General features: G+C 38.9%; 19 protein-coding genes. 6 read left to right on the plus strand and 13 right to left on the minus strand.

The window, feature by feature from the left end; all coding sequences use genetic code 11:
* Positions 1 to 7 precede the first annotated feature (7 nt).
* Positions 8 to 1,117, plus strand: a complete 1,110-nt coding sequence (locus ACXM0J_RS11260; protein WP_086265193.1) for an NADH:flavin oxidoreductase/NADH oxidase — start codon at positions 8 to 10, stop codon at positions 1,115 to 1,117.
* Between the two features lie 56 nt (positions 1,118 to 1,173).
* Positions 1,174 to 2,097: an AEC family transporter gene (locus ACXM0J_RS11265; RefSeq protein ID WP_086265192.1), complete on the plus strand. Its 924-nt coding sequence runs from the start codon at positions 1,174 to 1,176 to the stop codon at positions 2,095 to 2,097.
* A gap of 32 nt (positions 2,098 to 2,129) precedes the next feature.
* On the opposite strand, the gene ACXM0J_RS11270 is transcribed toward ACXM0J_RS11265, so the two are convergent.
* From ACXM0J_RS11270 to ACXM0J_RS11285, 4 genes are all read right to left on the minus strand, one after another.
* Complete coding sequence (locus tag ACXM0J_RS11270) at positions 2,130 to 2,954, minus strand: tetratricopeptide repeat protein (protein ID WP_060466037.1); 825 nt, start codon at positions 2,952 to 2,954, stop codon at positions 2,130 to 2,132.
* 184 nt (positions 2,955 to 3,138) lie between these two features.
* A complete protein-coding gene (locus tag ACXM0J_RS11275) occupies positions 3,139 to 3,849 on the minus strand; it encodes a DsbC family protein (protein ID WP_086265191.1) in 711 nt (236 codons plus the stop codon).
* Between the two features lie 146 nt (positions 3,850 to 3,995).
* On the minus strand, positions 3,996 to 4,718 hold the full coding sequence (gene ygfZ, locus ACXM0J_RS11280) for a CAF17-like 4Fe-4S cluster assembly/insertion protein YgfZ (protein ID WP_086265190.1): 723 nt from the start codon (positions 4,716 to 4,718) through the stop codon (positions 3,996 to 3,998).
* A gap of 59 nt (positions 4,719 to 4,777) precedes the next feature.
* Positions 4,778 to 4,894, minus strand: a complete 117-nt coding sequence (locus ACXM0J_RS11285) for a hypothetical protein (RefSeq protein ID WP_086265189.1) — start codon at positions 4,892 to 4,894, stop codon at positions 4,778 to 4,780.
* 38 nt (positions 4,895 to 4,932) lie between these two features.
* On the opposite strand from ACXM0J_RS11285, the gene ACXM0J_RS11290 reads away from it, so the two are divergent.
* Positions 4,933 to 5,385: an SRPBCC family protein gene (locus ACXM0J_RS11290; protein WP_014207573.1), complete on the plus strand. Its 453-nt coding sequence runs from the start codon at positions 4,933 to 4,935 to the stop codon at positions 5,383 to 5,385.
* 48 nt (positions 5,386 to 5,433) lie between these two features.
* Here ACXM0J_RS11290 and ACXM0J_RS11295 read toward each other — a convergent pair whose 3' ends face one another.
* The 8 genes from ACXM0J_RS11295 to rutD form a co-directional block, all read right to left on the minus strand.
* A complete protein-coding gene (locus ACXM0J_RS11295; RefSeq protein ID WP_086265188.1) occupies positions 5,434 to 6,306 on the minus strand; it encodes an NAD(P)-dependent oxidoreductase in 873 nt (290 codons plus the stop codon).
* A gap of 15 nt (positions 6,307 to 6,321) precedes the next feature.
* Complete coding sequence (gene rutG / locus ACXM0J_RS11300; RefSeq protein WP_068612099.1) at positions 6,322 to 7,674, minus strand: pyrimidine utilization transport protein G; 1,353 nt, start codon at positions 7,672 to 7,674, stop codon at positions 6,322 to 6,324.
* A gap of 31 nt (positions 7,675 to 7,705) precedes the next feature.
* Positions 7,706 to 8,296, minus strand: a complete 591-nt coding sequence (rutF, locus tag ACXM0J_RS11305) for an NADH-dependent FMN reductase RutF (RefSeq protein ID WP_086265187.1) — start codon at positions 8,294 to 8,296, stop codon at positions 7,706 to 7,708.
* Positions 8,297 to 8,362: 66 nt separating this feature from the next.
* Positions 8,363 to 8,746 (minus strand): pyrimidine utilization protein C, encoded by a 384-nt coding sequence (rutC, locus tag ACXM0J_RS11310; protein ID WP_002116077.1) that lies wholly within the window; start codon positions 8,744 to 8,746, stop codon positions 8,363 to 8,365.
* A 46-nt stretch (positions 8,747 to 8,792) separates the two neighbouring features.
* Positions 8,793 to 9,545, minus strand: coding sequence for a pyrimidine utilization protein B (gene rutB / locus ACXM0J_RS11315; protein WP_068612103.1), 753 nt, complete (start codon positions 9,543 to 9,545; stop codon positions 8,793 to 8,795).
* On the minus strand, positions 9,542 to 10,660 hold the full coding sequence (rutA, locus tag ACXM0J_RS11320; protein WP_086265186.1) for a pyrimidine utilization protein A: 1,119 nt from the start codon (positions 10,658 to 10,660) through the stop codon (positions 9,542 to 9,544). Before rutA ends, rutB begins: the two co-directional genes overlap by 4 nt.
* A 358-nt stretch (positions 10,661 to 11,018) precedes the next feature.
* A complete protein-coding gene (locus ACXM0J_RS11325) occupies positions 11,019 to 11,606 on the minus strand; it encodes a malonic semialdehyde reductase (protein WP_086265185.1) in 588 nt (195 codons plus the stop codon).
* On the minus strand, positions 11,603 to 12,409 hold the full coding sequence (gene rutD / locus ACXM0J_RS11330) for a pyrimidine utilization protein D (RefSeq protein ID WP_086265184.1): 807 nt from the start codon (positions 12,407 to 12,409) through the stop codon (positions 11,603 to 11,605). Before rutD ends, ACXM0J_RS11325 begins: the two co-directional genes overlap by 4 nt.
* A gap of 173 nt (positions 12,410 to 12,582) precedes the next feature.
* Between rutD and ACXM0J_RS11335 the strand changes: the two genes are divergently transcribed.
* The 3 genes from ACXM0J_RS11335 (at position 12,583) to ACXM0J_RS11345 (ending at position 13,927) form a co-directional block, all read left to right on the plus strand.
* Positions 12,583 to 12,939, plus strand: coding sequence for a DUF488 domain-containing protein (locus ACXM0J_RS11335; RefSeq protein ID WP_014207564.1), 357 nt, complete (start codon positions 12,583 to 12,585; stop codon positions 12,937 to 12,939).
* A gap of 90 nt (positions 12,940 to 13,029) precedes the next feature.
* Complete coding sequence (locus tag ACXM0J_RS11340; protein WP_086265183.1) at positions 13,030 to 13,374, plus strand: zinc ribbon domain-containing protein YjdM; 345 nt, start codon at positions 13,030 to 13,032, stop codon at positions 13,372 to 13,374.
* Positions 13,375 to 13,585: 211 nt separating this feature from the next.
* Positions 13,586 to 13,927 (plus strand): YegP family protein, encoded by a 342-nt coding sequence (locus tag ACXM0J_RS11345; RefSeq protein ID WP_016143125.1) that lies wholly within the window; start codon positions 13,586 to 13,588, stop codon positions 13,925 to 13,927.
* A 53-nt stretch (positions 13,928 to 13,980) separates the two neighbouring features.
* On the opposite strand, the gene ACXM0J_RS11350 is transcribed toward ACXM0J_RS11345, so the two are convergent.
* Positions 13,981 to 15,696, minus strand: a complete 1,716-nt coding sequence (locus ACXM0J_RS11350) for a proline--tRNA ligase (RefSeq protein ID WP_086265182.1) — start codon at positions 15,694 to 15,696, stop codon at positions 13,981 to 13,983.
* Positions 15,697 to 15,736 lie beyond the last annotated feature (40 nt).

Raw genomic sequence — 15,736 nt, forward strand, 5'->3', positions numbered from 1 at the left:
ATAAAAAATGTCAAAATTATTTGAAACGGTTAACTTTGATTCACTACAACTGGTCAATAGAATTGTAATTGCTCCGATGTGCCAATATTCGGCAACAGATGATGGTGAAATTACCTATTGGCATGAACAGCAATGGGCAAATTATGCATTGTCTGGTGCGGGCCTTTGTATTGTAGAAGCGACTGCTGTACAACCTGAAGGTCGGATTAGCTATGCTGACCTTGGACTTTGGAATGATCAGCAACGTGACAAAATTAAAACGTTGTTAGCTAAGGTTCATACACTTTCACCGATGCCATTTGGAATTCAGTTAGCACATGCAGGGCGTAAAGCATCTACTGAAAAGCCGTGGTTAGGTAAAGGTCAGATTGCAAAAGATCAGCCTCATGGTTGGCAAACAGTTGCTCCAAGTGAAAGTACCTTTTCAGTTCATGATGCAGCGCCTCATGCTTTGACTATTGCTGAGATTAAACAAGTTCAACAAGACTTTGCAGCAGCGGCAAAACGTGCTGTAGAAGCTGGATTTGAGTTAATTGAAATTCATGCTGCGCATGGTTATTTACTACATCAATTCTTATCGCCAATTGCCAATCAGCGTACTGATGAATATGGTGGTTCTTTAGAAAACCGTATGCGTATGACTCTTGAAGTTCTTCAGGCAATTAAACTCGCTGTACCAGAAGGTTATCCTGTAGGTGTTAGGCTGTCTGCGACCGATTGGTTAGAAAGTATTGAGCATTGGGATATTGAGTCTACAGTGGGTTTATCAAAAGCTTTAGAGCAGTTGGGCGCAGCCTATGTGCATGTGTCTAGTGGTGGTTTGCATGAGCATCAATCTATTACGATTGGGGCTGGTTACCAAGTTCCATTTGCAGAACAAGTCAAAAAGCATGTGTCTATTCCCGTTATTGCTGTAGGGTTAATTACTGAGCCAGAACATGCTGAACAAATTTTGGAAAACCAGCAAGCTGATGCTATTGGTCTTGCTCGTGCAATGCTATATGACCCAAGATGGCCTTGGCATGCAGCAGCAGCTTTAGGGGCAGAAGTTAAAATTGCACCTCAGTATTTACGTTGCCAACCTCATGGATTAAAACAGCTTTTTAACTCTTTTTAATTGTATTGGGCAACGTCATCTTTGCCCATTTTTCTTTCGCTAAGTGAGGACGGTCAGTGGTTTTTCAGGTTATTTTACCTATCTTGATACTGCTATTGATGGGCTATGTTTGTGTTCTCATCAAATTGGTAACACCTGAACAAATCAGGGGGCTTAGCGCATTCGTAATTAAAATTTCCTTACCAGCTTTTTTAATTCACTCATTGTCAAATAAAAACTTACAAGATATTTGGCACCCAGCTTATTTTCTTGCTTATGGTGGCGGGTCTTTAATTTTATTTTTCTTGGCTTTCATTCTCTATCGAAAATATTTTAAAAATAGTTTAACCCATAGCGCCGTCATATCGATGGGGGCATCTATGTCCAATACTGGATTTATGGGAACAGCTATTCTGACCATGTTGATAGGTAATCACGCTGCGATCTATATTTCTTTAACACTCATTATTGAAAATTTATTGATTGTGGCATTGATGCTCATTTTGGCCGAAGCTGGTTTACATCAACAGCAAAATCTTTTACCGCTTTTAAAACAAACATTTTTAAACTTACTCAAGAATCCTGTCATTATCGCTATTTTGGTTGGGATGGGATGCATTCTTTTAGATGTTAATCTTCCTGCGACGCTTGATCAGTCTTTAGAGTTACTTGGACGTACAGCTTCGCCTTTGGCTTTGTTTGCAATTGGCGGAAGTTTAGTAGGTATTGGAATAACAACGGTAAATATAGAAAGTATTTTGTTGGCGACCTTTAAAGTTGTGCTAATGCCATCTGTTATTTTTGCACTTTTTTTAATAACTCCAAATGTAAGCCGTGAAATGCTTTACGCAGGAACATTAATCGCTGCTTTACCAATGCCGATTGCTTTCGGAATTTTTGGACAGGCTTATGGCTTAAATGAAAAAGCCTTAACCCCGCTTATGATTAGTACAATTGTTGGTTTTATTGGGGTGAGCTGGCTGATTGCTTTGTGGTGGTAAAAGAAAAGCCCCCATAAGGGGCTAATCATTGATTATTTTTTCGGTGCTGGCTGTGCGGGAGCATTTGCAGCCTGTTTGCTCTTTTCTGCAATAATCTTATCAACCGAGGCTAAAGACTCTTTAGCGTTAGGTACATTTTGATTGGCGAGTTCAGTAAAGATCTTTTTAGCTTGCGGTAGATTTTGCGGAATGATATTGCCATTCGCCATCATGGTTGCTAAAGCCATAGAAGCAGGTGCATAGCCTTTTTGAGCAATTGACTGTAAAGCTTCGATACCTTGGCGTTTCATTAAAGGATTTTTATTTTCAACGCCTTGGCTAATGTCATAGAGTGCTTTGACCTGAATAGCAGGGTAGTTACCTTTTCGAATTAAAGGCGCTAATTTTTGAAGGGCAATTTGATGTGACTGTGGTTTTTTTTGAGCAAATAAAATGGTCGCAATTTTCACAGTTGCATCATCAGAGCCTTGAGCTGATGCCTTTTGAATATATTGACTGAATTTGTTGCTATCTTTGGCAACGCCCAATTCACCAGTCTCATAAATTTGTGCAAGGGTGTAACTCGCTTGGGCGTAACCTTTATTTGAAGCATCCTCATAATATTTTAGGGCTTTAGAAGAGTCTTTTGCTGTACCTTGGCCCATTTGAGTCATATAGCCTAAGTTATAGATAGCTTGGGCATTACCTGTTTGGGCTAGACGTTGCATTTCTTGAAATGCGGCAGAGTAATTTTTTGCTGCGTAGAGTTGCTCAGCTTGTTTAAAAACATCGGTTTTAGCAGCAGTCGCTGTGTTATCAGCTGCAAAAATTGATGCACTTGAAAGAGTGATTAGGCTTGCGATTAGTAATTTCTTCATTTCTTTTTAACCTTTTACTTCGTAGCTACATCAATCCATTGATGCATGAAAGAGTTTCAATTTCTCATCATAAATATTGATTGCTGAAAGTAAACAGCCGATTTGTATATAAAGCACTGCACTTTGGGCAAATTGTGGAGAAAAAATACCCACTCACATTCATATAATGGAGTGGGTAATATTATTATTTTGCTGACTGGAGTAATGCTTCAATTTGCTTGGCATCAGTTGGTACGCCAGAGAGTCTTTGGCCATCTTGCAAGAACAGGGTAGGTGTTCCATCGATATTTAATTTTTGACCTAAAGCAATATTTTTCTGAATTGGGCTTGAGCAACTTTTGCTATTAGTCGGTAATTTACGATTAAGCATATAGTTTGTCCAAGCTTCTGCCGGATTCTTTGAACACCAGATTTGATTTGAAACTTTTTCAGCATTTGGATGCAAACTAGTAAGAGGATAAAGGAACACATATACGGTTACGTTATCAACCCCAACCATATTTTGTTCTAAGCGCTGGCAATATGGGCAATCTGGATCACTAAAGACATAGATTGTACGTTCACCTTTACCTTTCACATATTTAATCGCCTGATTTAATGGCAAACTTTTAACGTCAATCTTACCCAATTCGGCAATACGTTCTTCAGTCATATTTTTTTGTTGTTTGATGTCGACTAAATTACCAACAAAAAAGTACTTCGCATCTTGATTAGTATAAACAATGCGGCCGCTTGTATACACTTCATAAATACCTTGCACAGGCGATTGATAAACACCTTTTACAGGCAAATCGGGATAATTCGTCTTAAGATTTTGTTCAAGTGTTTTAACATCAGCATGGGCAGAACCGAAAATAGCCAGACTCAACATGAGTGTAGCAAGTTTAGTTTTCATCTTTTTTCTCTTTAATTTCAACAGGGCTAATGATGGCATATAAAGCTTAAAAAATTGATGTTCTAATCTAATGAAATCATTAGTATTTTGTATCTATAAAAAAGCCCACTAACTTAGCAGTGGGCAGTTTGGACTAATAAAAATTATTATTGTGGTCTTGCAACGTCGCCACTTAAAGCTTCTGGCAACTCAAGAACTTGAAGCCCTAACTCTTGTAGAGCAGCAGGTTTCGCAACAACTAAAGCAAGATAGCCTTCATCATTTGCAATACTATTAACGACTTCAATATCGTTATTTAATTGAGTTGCTGAAGCAGGCGCTTCACCTGTACCCTGAACCAGATGTAACCAGTGTTTTGGTTTTGCTTTAAACCAAAGACGTGCCACAATTTCCTGACCTAGGTAACAGCCTTTGTCGTAATTGACGCCTTCACGTTGATGTAAACGCAATTCTTGGGGCTGGAATTCATGCTCAGTAGCCTGTGTAATCCAAGCTTGACCTGTCATGATGGCTTGTTTTTGCCATTCTGAAATATCAGTTTCAGCAGTAGTGAATTCAGTTTGATGATTCACAACTTTTGGAAACACAGCACCTTGTTCACTTAAGGTCATTTTTGAAAAGGCACCATACTTTTTAATATGCTTGGCAAACTCTTCGGCTTGATCTTGAGTAACTACAATTTCAAAACTTTCAGGACTAATCTTCTTTAGCCATAAGCCAAAGTGAATACGACCTTTAAGATCACAAATGGCTGTATAGCGAGTTGTATTTTCAGCTAAACGTTCAGTATCTACAGTAACTTGGCCTTGTAAAAACTTTTGTGCATCTACACCGTTTAAAGCATATGAGGAGAAAGCGAGCAGACTCATGATTAATCTCAAATTCAATATGTTTCTTTATGATTGCTGACTATTTTGCTCCATTTTTACTAAAAAATCAGCCATAGTTTTCGTAATTTGAGTTTGTCCTTAAGTTGGCTTTTTTGTTCAAAAAAACACCAAAAATATACGTTCTGATAAATCGGAAGGTTTAAGCTAATAGCCATAATTTCAATAATTTTAAGGAAATTAAAATAAGGAGAATATGATGGCAACAGGTACAGTGAAATTTCATCGCGTGTTTAAGGCACCAGCCGAGCGAGTTTACCGTGCATTTTTAGATCCAGATGCTTTAGTAAAGTGGTTACCACCCCACGGCTTTACTGCTAAGGTTCATAGTTTTGATGCAAATGTTGGTGGTTCATACAAAATGAGTTTTACCAATTTTTCAACAGGTTCAACCCATGCTTTTGGTGGAACATATGTAGAGTTAGTTCCAAATGAACTAATTCGCTACAACGATCAGTTTGATGACCCAAATTTACCTGGGACTATGCAGGTTACTATTACATTAAAAAGCGTATTGGTAGGTACAGAAGTGCATATTACGCAAGAAGGCATACCGGAAGTGATTCCTGTAGAGGCATGCTACTTAGGGTGGCAAGAATCCCTATCTTTGCTTACTTTATTGATTGAAGCTGAAATTCCAGATCAATAAAGTTACTTTGCTTTTCTTATAAAAAAGAGTAGGTCGTATGACCTACTCTTAACATAGCTCTAATTGGTTTTGTTGTTCCAATATTTTAATTATTGCTGAAAAATCGACTTGTTGTGCATCGGGTTTGGAAACCTGATTAAACTGTTGCTGAATGAGACTAAAAGCTGGGAGTTCCAAATTATTTTGAGTAACGAGATTTAGTGCAATTCCAATATCCTTTTGTAATAAATCTAATGCAAAAGTTTTTTCAAATTTACGGCTTAAAACACGTTGCATCATGATGTGTTCTGAAATATTACTTTTGCCACTAGAGTGGTTAATACAGTTCATTGCGGAGTGTAAATTTACACCTTGAGATTTAAGGATACTTAATCCCTCTGCCAACGCCCAAAGATGTGTCGCCATTAATGTGTTATTGATGGCTTTTACTGCAAAGGCAGCGCCACTTTCGCCGACATATTCAACTAAATTAGCAAATGCTTGAATGATTGGTTTTGCTCTTTTAAAAGCAGACTCGTCACCTCCGACCATTACCGTGAGAGTTCCTCGTTCAGCTCCAATCGTTTGTCCTGAAACTGGTGCATCCAAATAATCAACTCCATTTAATTTGAGCTGTTGGCTGAGTTTTCTTGCTGTCTCTGGCACACCGCTAGTGCAATCTACCCAAATACAGCCTTGTTTTAGTTGAGAGTCCGCAATTAAATTTTCTACATCTTGGCTAGTCGGTAGGCATGAAAAGATAATATCTGCTTGTAGAGCTTGTGTCAGGTCTACAGCTTGCGTACCAAAGGTTTGTTCATGTTGCTTTGCTTTAGCAAAAGTACGATTCCAAACATAGACTTGGCTGCATACTTGGGTTAAATGGGAAGCCATGTGCCATCCCATTGCACCTAAACCGATAAATGAAACACTTTGAATCAAGGAGTTTCTCCAGAACTAGAGATGCGGGACAGAATTAAGCGGTTCTACTGATTTTTCAATAGATTGATTTTCGGATTTTTCCGTTCTGTTGAGTAATAGGTTAAGAACAATTGCTGCAAGTGTCGCAGTTCCAATACCTCCTAAGTCAAATGGCCCAATATGTAGACTTAAATTGCCAGCACCCATAATGAGACTGACTGCTGCAATAATTAAAGTACTATTTTTAGTGAAATCAACTTTGTTATCGATCCAAATTTTTGCTCCAGCAACAGTAATTAAGCCAAAGACAACAATCGACGCACCGCCTAATAAAGCAACAGGAATGGTACTAATAATTGCTCCAAATTTAGGGGATAGACCGAGTAGGATTGCAAATAGTCCCGCAACCACAAAAATAGTCGTTGAATAGACTTTAGTTACAGCCATTACCCCAATATTTTCAGCATAAGTCGTCATGCCTGTACCACCAACAGAAGCTGATAAACTTGTACAGATGCCATCTGCAAAAAAAGCACGACCCATATATGGCGATAAATTACGTTCTGTCATGGCAGAAACCGCTTTAAAATGTCCCAAGTTTTCAGCGACTAAAATAAGCGCAACAGGTGCAATCAATAAAATAGCTTTGGCATTAAAAACAGGTGAGTGAAAAGTGGGTAGGCCAAACCATGCAGCTTGACTGATTGCATTAAAATCGATGGGTTTGCCTAACCCTAAGATATTAGTGAGTAGAAAATAAATAAAATAAGCACTGATGAGCCCGATGAGTAATAGAAGGCGACGAATCATACCTCTTGTAAAAACAGCAACGGCACTAATACATAAAATGGTAATGACTGCCATCCACGTGTCAAAGCTATTTGTCGAAACGCTTTTGATTGTTACAGGTGCAAGGTTTAAACCAATAATCATGACAATTGCACCAGTGACCACGGGTGGCATGAGTTTTTCAATCCATGCAGTTCCAGTTTTCATGACAATTAAACCGATGCATGCATAAATCAAACCGCAAATGATTGTACCGCCCAGCGCCACAGCTAAATTTGGATTTGATCCAACCCCTGCATAGCCTGTCGCTGCTGCGACTGCACCAATAAAGGCGAAGCTTGATCCGAGATAGCTAGGCATACGCCCACCTGTAATTAAAAAGAACAAGATAGTGCCAATACCAGTAATAAAAATGGTAAGGTTCGGATCAAAGCCCATGAGTAACGGGGCTAAAACAGTTGCTCCGAACATCGCAAAAGCATGTTGTAACCCCAAAACAATACTTTTACCGGGAGGAAGATATTCATCAATTTGTACGGGAGTTTCTAAATTACCGGTGTGCGGCTTAAATTTAGGAAACCAAGATTCTTGTGTTCGCATAACAGATCCTCTTTTTCATTTTTTATCTGCATTAGCATGCTGTTTGTAATTCGCAATAATTGCGGTTGAAGTACATAAGTGCATTAAGCCCACTTTGGTGTTTCATTGCTTTGACCGAACAAAACAAGACATCATGACTACCGATACTCATGCTTTGTACAATTTCACAATCAAATGACACCAAGGCCTCATTCAAAATCGGAGAACCAGTGATTAGCTTGCTCCATTCCCCATGAGCAAAGCGTTCTGGCATTGGTGTTTTTCCGCCGAATATTGTAGATAGGGTACTTTGATGGGCAGCTAAAGTATTGACACAAAGCACCTTGTTTTGTTTAAAAGTATTAAAAACTGATGCTGAGCGGTTGAGGCAAACCAATAGTGTCGGTGGTGTATCAGTTACACTGCATACAGCGGATGCTGTAAAACCAGCTTGCCCTGCAGGTCCATCCGTCGTGATGACATTCACTGCTGCTCCAAGATTGGCCATGCCTTGTCTAAAAGTATGCTGATCTACTTCTAAGTGTGTTGAGCATGTTTGAACCTGCTGAATAGCAGATGGAGTTAAAACCTGTTTCTCTTCTCTTTTTTGCATGATTGCTCTCCAACCCCAATGCATGATCATTACAATGAATCGAGGCTAAAACATCACATCAGTTATGATGCTTAAGGTTTTTATCAGTGACATCGTTTATCCCACATGGGCAATCGATGCAATTTCAATTAAGGCATCGGGTTTCACCAAGCCGCACTGGATACAAAAGCGAGCAGGTTTGTCACCCGGAAAGTATTCGGCATATACCGTATTCACTGCGGTATAGTCCGCCCAATCTTTAATGAAAATGGAATTGAACGTTACGTCATCCATGGTGCCACCCGCAGTTTCAATCACTTTTTTGATTGTTTCTAAAATATGGCGAGTCTGTCCTGCAGCATCACCAATACAAACCACATTATTATTTTCATCAAAAGCCAATGTGCCTGAGACATACACAATATTGTCCGCTTTGGTTGCAGGAACATAGGGTGCAAGTGGTGCCGATGTTCCTTCAGGGATAACAACTTGTTTAGACATAAAATGCTCCAAATCAAAAAATTTTAGATAAAATTAAATGTATGAATTAGGCAGATTGCTGTAGCAATGTTGATGCCGAACTAAAGGTTTCAATGAAACTATTGGTGTCAGATACCCAGCCAAAAAAAGTTTTAATGTTATATAGCGCTGCGTCGTGAGCCTCTTGAGGTCCGGCTTGATAGCAAGCATCTTTAAGTGCAACACCGAAATATTCCAAAAAGAAACCATCACGTAAGGTCGACTCGACACAGACATTGGTGGCAATACCTACAAAGACCAAATTACGAATGCCACGAGCACGTAAAATGCTGTCGAGCGCGGTGTTAAAGAAACCGCTATAACGTGGCTTTTCAATAATGATGTCTTGTGGAAGTGGTTGTAACTCATCAATTAAAGCAAAGTCCCAACCACCTTTAGATAAAAGTTGGCCTTGTAACTCAGGCTGTTTACGCATGGTTTTTAAAGCATTGGATTTATGAAAATTTGGTGAACCTAAACCACCAGCTTCGACGTAGTTTTTATCCCAACCATTTTGAAAATAGATGACCTGAATCCCTGCACTATGTGCAGCATCGATCGCCTTTTTAATATTTTCGACTACAGGCTTAGTCTTTGAGACATCAAAACCTGCTAAATCTAAATACCCACCCAAAGAGGTGTAAGCATTTTGCATATCAATGACAACAAGCGCGGTTTGTTCTGCTGCTAGTTGAATATGTTCAGGTTCGGCTTTTAATACTTTGCCTGTACCAATCTGTGCCGTGAATTCTGCACATACAATATTAGACATTTCATTCATGCGCTTTTCTCCAAAACAGTTGGTTCGGCTTGCTTTGTCAGTTCGGTAACGACACTTTCACGACATTTCATGAGCGGTTGAATGCGTTGACCAAAATCTTCTACGCCTTGTACAAAGTCATCAAAGGTCAACAAAATTCCCTCTGTCCCTTTAATCTCGGAAATTTGATCGAGCATTTTTGCGACATTTTTAAAAGAGCCAACAATGGTGCCCATATTGATATTGACGGGAGAAACGCTAGAGGCCATGTGACGAATATTGGTGTCAGTGCCAGACACTTTATCTTTTGCACCTTGGTCTTGTAGCCAACGAATAGCTTCCATGTCCGCACCGTCGTTATAGTGTTGCCACTTCTGCATTGCAGCTTCATCTGTTTCGGCAGCAATTACCATAAACAACACATAGGTCTGTACATTGCGTCCAGTTTTGTCGGTTTGAACTTTTAAGCGATCATTAATTTCGGCATAGGCTGTCGGTGTGTTTAAACCTTTTCCGAAAACAAAGTTGTAGTCAGCATATTTTGCGGAAAAAGCTAAACCAGCATCAGACTGTCCTGCACAGATAATTTTCATATCAGCTTGAGGCTGTGGTTTGACCTGACAATCATTCATCTGGAAGAACTCGCCTTTTAGGTCTGACTTCCCAGTTGCCCAAAGTTCACGTAAAACTTCGACATATTCAGATAAGTAATCATAGCGTTTAGCAAAATATTCATCGCCAGGCCACATACCCATTTGGGAATATTCAGGCATTTGCCATCCGGTTACGACGTTTAGTCCAAAGCGACCGTTGGAAATCGAATCTATGGTCGATGCCATACGTGCCACAATTGCAGGAGGCATGACTAGTGTTGCAGCGGTTGCATAAATTTGGATTTTAGTGGTGACAGCGGCGAGACCTGCCATGAGGGTAAATGTTTCAAGGTTATAGTCCCAAAACTCAGTTTTTCCGCCAAAACCACGTAACTTAATCATGGAAAGGGCAAAGTCAAAACCGTAGTGTTCAGCACGCTGTACAATTTGTTTGTTTAATTCAAAGGTAGGTTTATATTGCGGTGCATTTTCTGAAAGCAGCCAGCCATTATTTCCAATTGGACAAAAAACGCCGATCTTCATCTTGATTCCCCATCGTGAGTTTAGGAAGTCGAACTGAAAGCTATAAACGATATAATTTTCAGTGCTTGGTTGTACTTTTAATAATGCATAGCTTGTGCCAACTTTAATATTTATATATTTATCAATGTATTGAATTTATTGTTTGGTATAATTTTTATCAAATGGTAAAGAATAATGCGATTGTGCACCAAGGAGGAACTAACTTGCTTCATTGTGCATCATTTGATCAATTTTATTTTTGGAATGTGCATGACATCCAATGTTCTAAAACAGCAGAATAAAAAAGGCGACATTGAAGTCGCCGTGTAGAACTAAAGTATTTCTCTTTTGAGATTGAAGAGGGTGTTATGTATTTAACTCATTCCACTCGACAAGCCTCTTCAAAATTTAAACGGGGAAGGCGAGTATAAACTTTTTGAGGGTCGCCATAGCCGATGTTAATGATGAGATTAATATGATGATTTGTGCCTGAAAAAAATAGCTCATCAACTTGTTTCGCATCAAAACCAGACATTGGACCCGTATCTAAACCTAAACTACGACATGCCATAATTAAATATGCAGCTTGTAATGAACTATTACGAAAAGCAGTTTCATGTGCTACGGCTTCACTTGATGTAAACCATGATTTTGCATCGGCATAAGGAAATAGTTCTGGCAGTTTGTCATAAAATCTTGCATCGGTTGCAACCAAAACAGTGACAGGAGCTGTCATCGTCTTTTCTACATTGCCAGACGACAATGCTGTCTTGAGTTTTTGTTTAGCTTCAAGTGTTGTTAAAAAGACAAAACGAGCAGGACTACAGTTGGCAGAAGTCGGCGCCATTTTGACCAGATCATAAATTTGTTGAATTTGCTCAGTGCTGACCGCTTTATCTAACCACGTGCTATGGGTTCTAGCTTCTAAAAAGAGTTGATCTAAAATATTTAATGTTTTTGCATTCATGATAAGGCCTTAATGTTATGGAAAAATTGAATGAAAGTTTGATTTAGTCGTTGAGATTCGGTCACTGTGGAAGCATGGGCACCAGAGGGTAAAATGCAGAGTTGACCATGAGCGAGTTTGGTAAAAAGATCCTGTGATTTATGTACTGGAACTAAAAAATCATCTTGATTGGCAACGATATGAATTGCGGTGTCTTGCAATGCTTGTAAGTGCTCTGCTTGTAATTGAAAACGCATCAATGCTTTGAGTCGTGCAAATACATTTGTCTTAGGTGGAAAGTTTTGGAGTTGAATATCTTCGGTATTTTTAATGTGGCTATGATTCTGAGAAATCCATGCTGGAGGATACAGAAATAATGCCTGTGCACGCACATAGGCTTCAGCACCTGCTGACACTAATAATGCGATACGGGCATCAAAACATTTTTGTGTATGTGCATCTAGCTCATCCCACGCATTAATCAGTGTCAGGCTGAGCATGGTAATTGAGCTGGATTGTAGTTGTTTTGCTAGCTCCATTCCGATGATGCCGCCTAAAGCATGCCCGATCATATGGAATTCATGAATTTGAAGATGTTCTAATAAGTGTAGTACTTGATTTGCCATGTCACACATATGGTAGTGTGCAGGTAATAAAGCACTGTCTTGGTGACAGCCTTCTTGGTCATAAGTCACGATGTTGAAATGCGTACTCAACGATTCAAGTTGTGGGCTCCAAAAACTAGCATGACCACCTAACCCAGATGAGAAAATCAAATAAGGGGCATCTTTTTGAGATGAACACGGATAAATATAATATTTCATTTTTTACCATTTGATAAAATAATGAAAAACTCAAAAGCAATTTATATGCCTGAATTAATCAGTAATGGCAAATTGGACAATATTTAGCGCAAAAGATTTAGATTGTAGAGGAAGGCAAATCAATGGGATGATTAAGCCAATGATATTTAGATTGAGCTGAGTAGGTGTCAGAAATGGATATACATATTAAAAGAATTTATGAAAATGCAGAGCCTAGTGATGGAAAGCGAATTTTGGTTGACCGTTTATGGAGTAGGGGAATTAGTAAGGAGAATGCCCACTTAGATTTGTGGCTAAAAGAAATAGCACCATCGACCGAGCTTAGAAAATGGTTTCATGCTGCAACACCAGATCATTGGCAGGAGTTTAAACAGCGCTATTTAAAAGAGCTTGAGACCAATTCCGCAGTTCAAGAGCTACAACAAATCGCATTGAAGAATACGATCACACTTTTATATTCAGCCAAAGATGTTGAAAACAATCACGCAATTATTTTGAAGGAATATTTATTAAGTAAAAACTTAAAATAATATATAAATTTTTTTTTGGTAAAAGTCTATTATTTAAAACTTTAAAAAATGAGTCATTTCTCGCATAATATACTTTTTGAGATTTTTTTCATGTCTTTGCCAAACTGCCCAAAATGCCAATCAGAATATACTTACCAAGATGGCGACCTATTGATTTGTCCTGAATGTTCACATGAGTGGAAAGAAGGAGAAGCATCAGCAACTGAAGAACAAGAAACTATTAAAGATGCAAATGGAAATGTCTTGGCAGATGGTGATAGCGTCACTGTAATCAAAGACTTAAAAATTAAAGGTTCTTCTTCAGTCGTTAAAGTAGGTACTAAGGTAAAAACGATTCGTCTAGTGCCAGATGCAAGTGATGGTCACAATATTGATTGTAAAATTGATGGTATTGGTCAGATGAAATTAAAATCTGAATTTGTAAAAAAAGCTTAAACTGTTAATTATTATTACATTTCAGCAGAGATATACGGTTATATCTCTGCTTTTTAAATTTCTAACATCATTATAATTTTATTACGAAAAAGTATAAAAAATGGACTATTCAAGGAATGTTCGCGCCTTTATATTGTCATTAATAACAAATAACTTTCGTCCAGAATAATAACGAAAGTCATACCCACACCAACAAAAAAATGAGGTTTTTATGGCAGGATGGTACGAAATTTCACAGGCGAGTGATGGACAATACCGTTTTATCTTGAAGGCAGGAAATGGTGAACCTATTTTAAATAGTGAGCTATATAAGGCAAAAGCTTCTGCTGTAAATGGTATTGAGTCAATTCAGAAAAACAGTGGTGATGATGCCCGATATGAGCGTTTAACTGCAAAGAATGGGAAACCTTATTTCAATTTAAAAGCTGCAAATCATCAGATTATCGGCACGAGCCAGTTCTATGCGAGCGAAGCTTCACGTGATAAAGGAATTGAGTCGGTTAAAAATAATGGTTCATCCACGACTATCAAGGATTTAACTGTTCAAGCATAAAAATTGAAATAAAAAAGCAGCTTCTAAAAGCTGCTTTTTTATTTATGTATTTATTAACGCACTAATTTAGCTAAAAGCTCTTCTTTAGTTAAATTACTCGCTTCAGCATCGCGGCGGCCTTTGTATTCAAAAGTACCAGCATCCAAACCTTTTTCACCAATTACAATACGGTGTGGAATACCCATCAATTCAAGGTCAGAGAATTTAACACCTGGACGTTCGTTACGATCATCAAGTAACACATCAAAACCTTGAGCTTGAAGTTCTGCATAAAGAGACTCTGCTGCTTCAAGAGTACGTGGTGATTTGTGCGCATTCATTGGAACAATTGCAATTTCAAAAGGTGCAATGGCTTGAGGCCAGATAATACCTTTGTCATCGTAGTTTTGTTCAATTGCAGCTGCAACAACACGTGTTACACCAATACCGTAGCAGCCCATAGTTACTGTAAATGGTTTGCCATCTTCACCTAGAACTTTACAGCCCAAAGCTTCAGAGTATTTAGTACCAAGCTGGAAAATATGACCTACTTCAATACCGCGTTTAATTTGTAGTGTGCCTTTGCCATCTGGAGATGGATCGCCTTCAACCACATTACGTAGATCAAAAACTTCGCTAATTTGTGCATCACGTTCCCAGTTTACGCCAACCGCATGTTTGTCCGCTTCATTTGCACCAGCAACGAAGTCAGAAAGAACAGATGCAGCACGGTCAACAATTACAGTTAAGCCTTTTTCGACTAAACCTTGTGGACCTGTAAAGCCAGCAGTTAAACCAAATGCTTGGAGTTGTTCTTCAGTTGCAAAAGTAAGAGGCGCAGCAACTAAAGGATGCTTCTCAGCTTTAATCTCATTAAGTTCATGGTCGCCACGTACAAATAGAGCAACAACAGGAACATTACCTTTTTCATCAGCAACGCCTTGAACCAATAAAGCTTTAACAGATTGCTTTGGATCAGCATTTAAGAATTGGCAAACATCATCAATCGTTTTTTGGTTTGGTGTTTCAACCAATTTAAATTCTTGTGTCGGTGCTGCACGTTCACCCACTAAAACAGCCTCAGCCATTTCAACGTTTGCCGCATAATCAGATTCAGTTGAAAATGCGATGTCATCTTCACCACTTGCAGCCAATACGTGGAATTCGTGTGAAGCTGAACCACCAATAGAACCTGTATCTGCTTGTACTGGGCGGAAATCTAAACCTAAACGAGTGAAAATACGACTATAAGTGTCGTACATCACATCATAAGTTTCTTGTAATGACTCTTGAGTTGCATGGAAAGAATAAGCATCTTTCATGATGAACTCACGTGAACGCATTACACCAAAACGTGGTCGAATTTCATCACGGAATTTGGTTTGAATTTGATAGAAGTTTACAGGGAGCTGCTTATAACTTTTTAATTCGTTACGCGCCATATCTGTAATAACTTCTTCATGCGTTGGCCCAAGTACGAATGGGTTCGTATGACGATCTTTAAAGCGTAATAACTCAGGACCATATTGTTCATATCGACCTGATTCTTCCCAAAGACTTGCGGGTTGAGTCACGGGCATGAATACTTCCATCGCGCCTGAACGGTTCATTTCTTCACGAACAATCGCATCTACTTTTTTAAGCACACGTGTTCCCATCGGCAGCCATGTATATAAACCAGATGCCAATTTACGAATCATCCCCGCACGTAACATGAGCTGGTGTGAAATCACTTCAGCATCATTTGGGGTTTCTCTCAACGTTGCAAATAAAAAGCGGCTTGCGCGCATGGAAAAAGTCCTAAAAGTTAAGCGTTATAAAAACGCAGAT

This window comes from Acinetobacter sp. GRABPA_MV_2 (assembly GCF_056725885.1).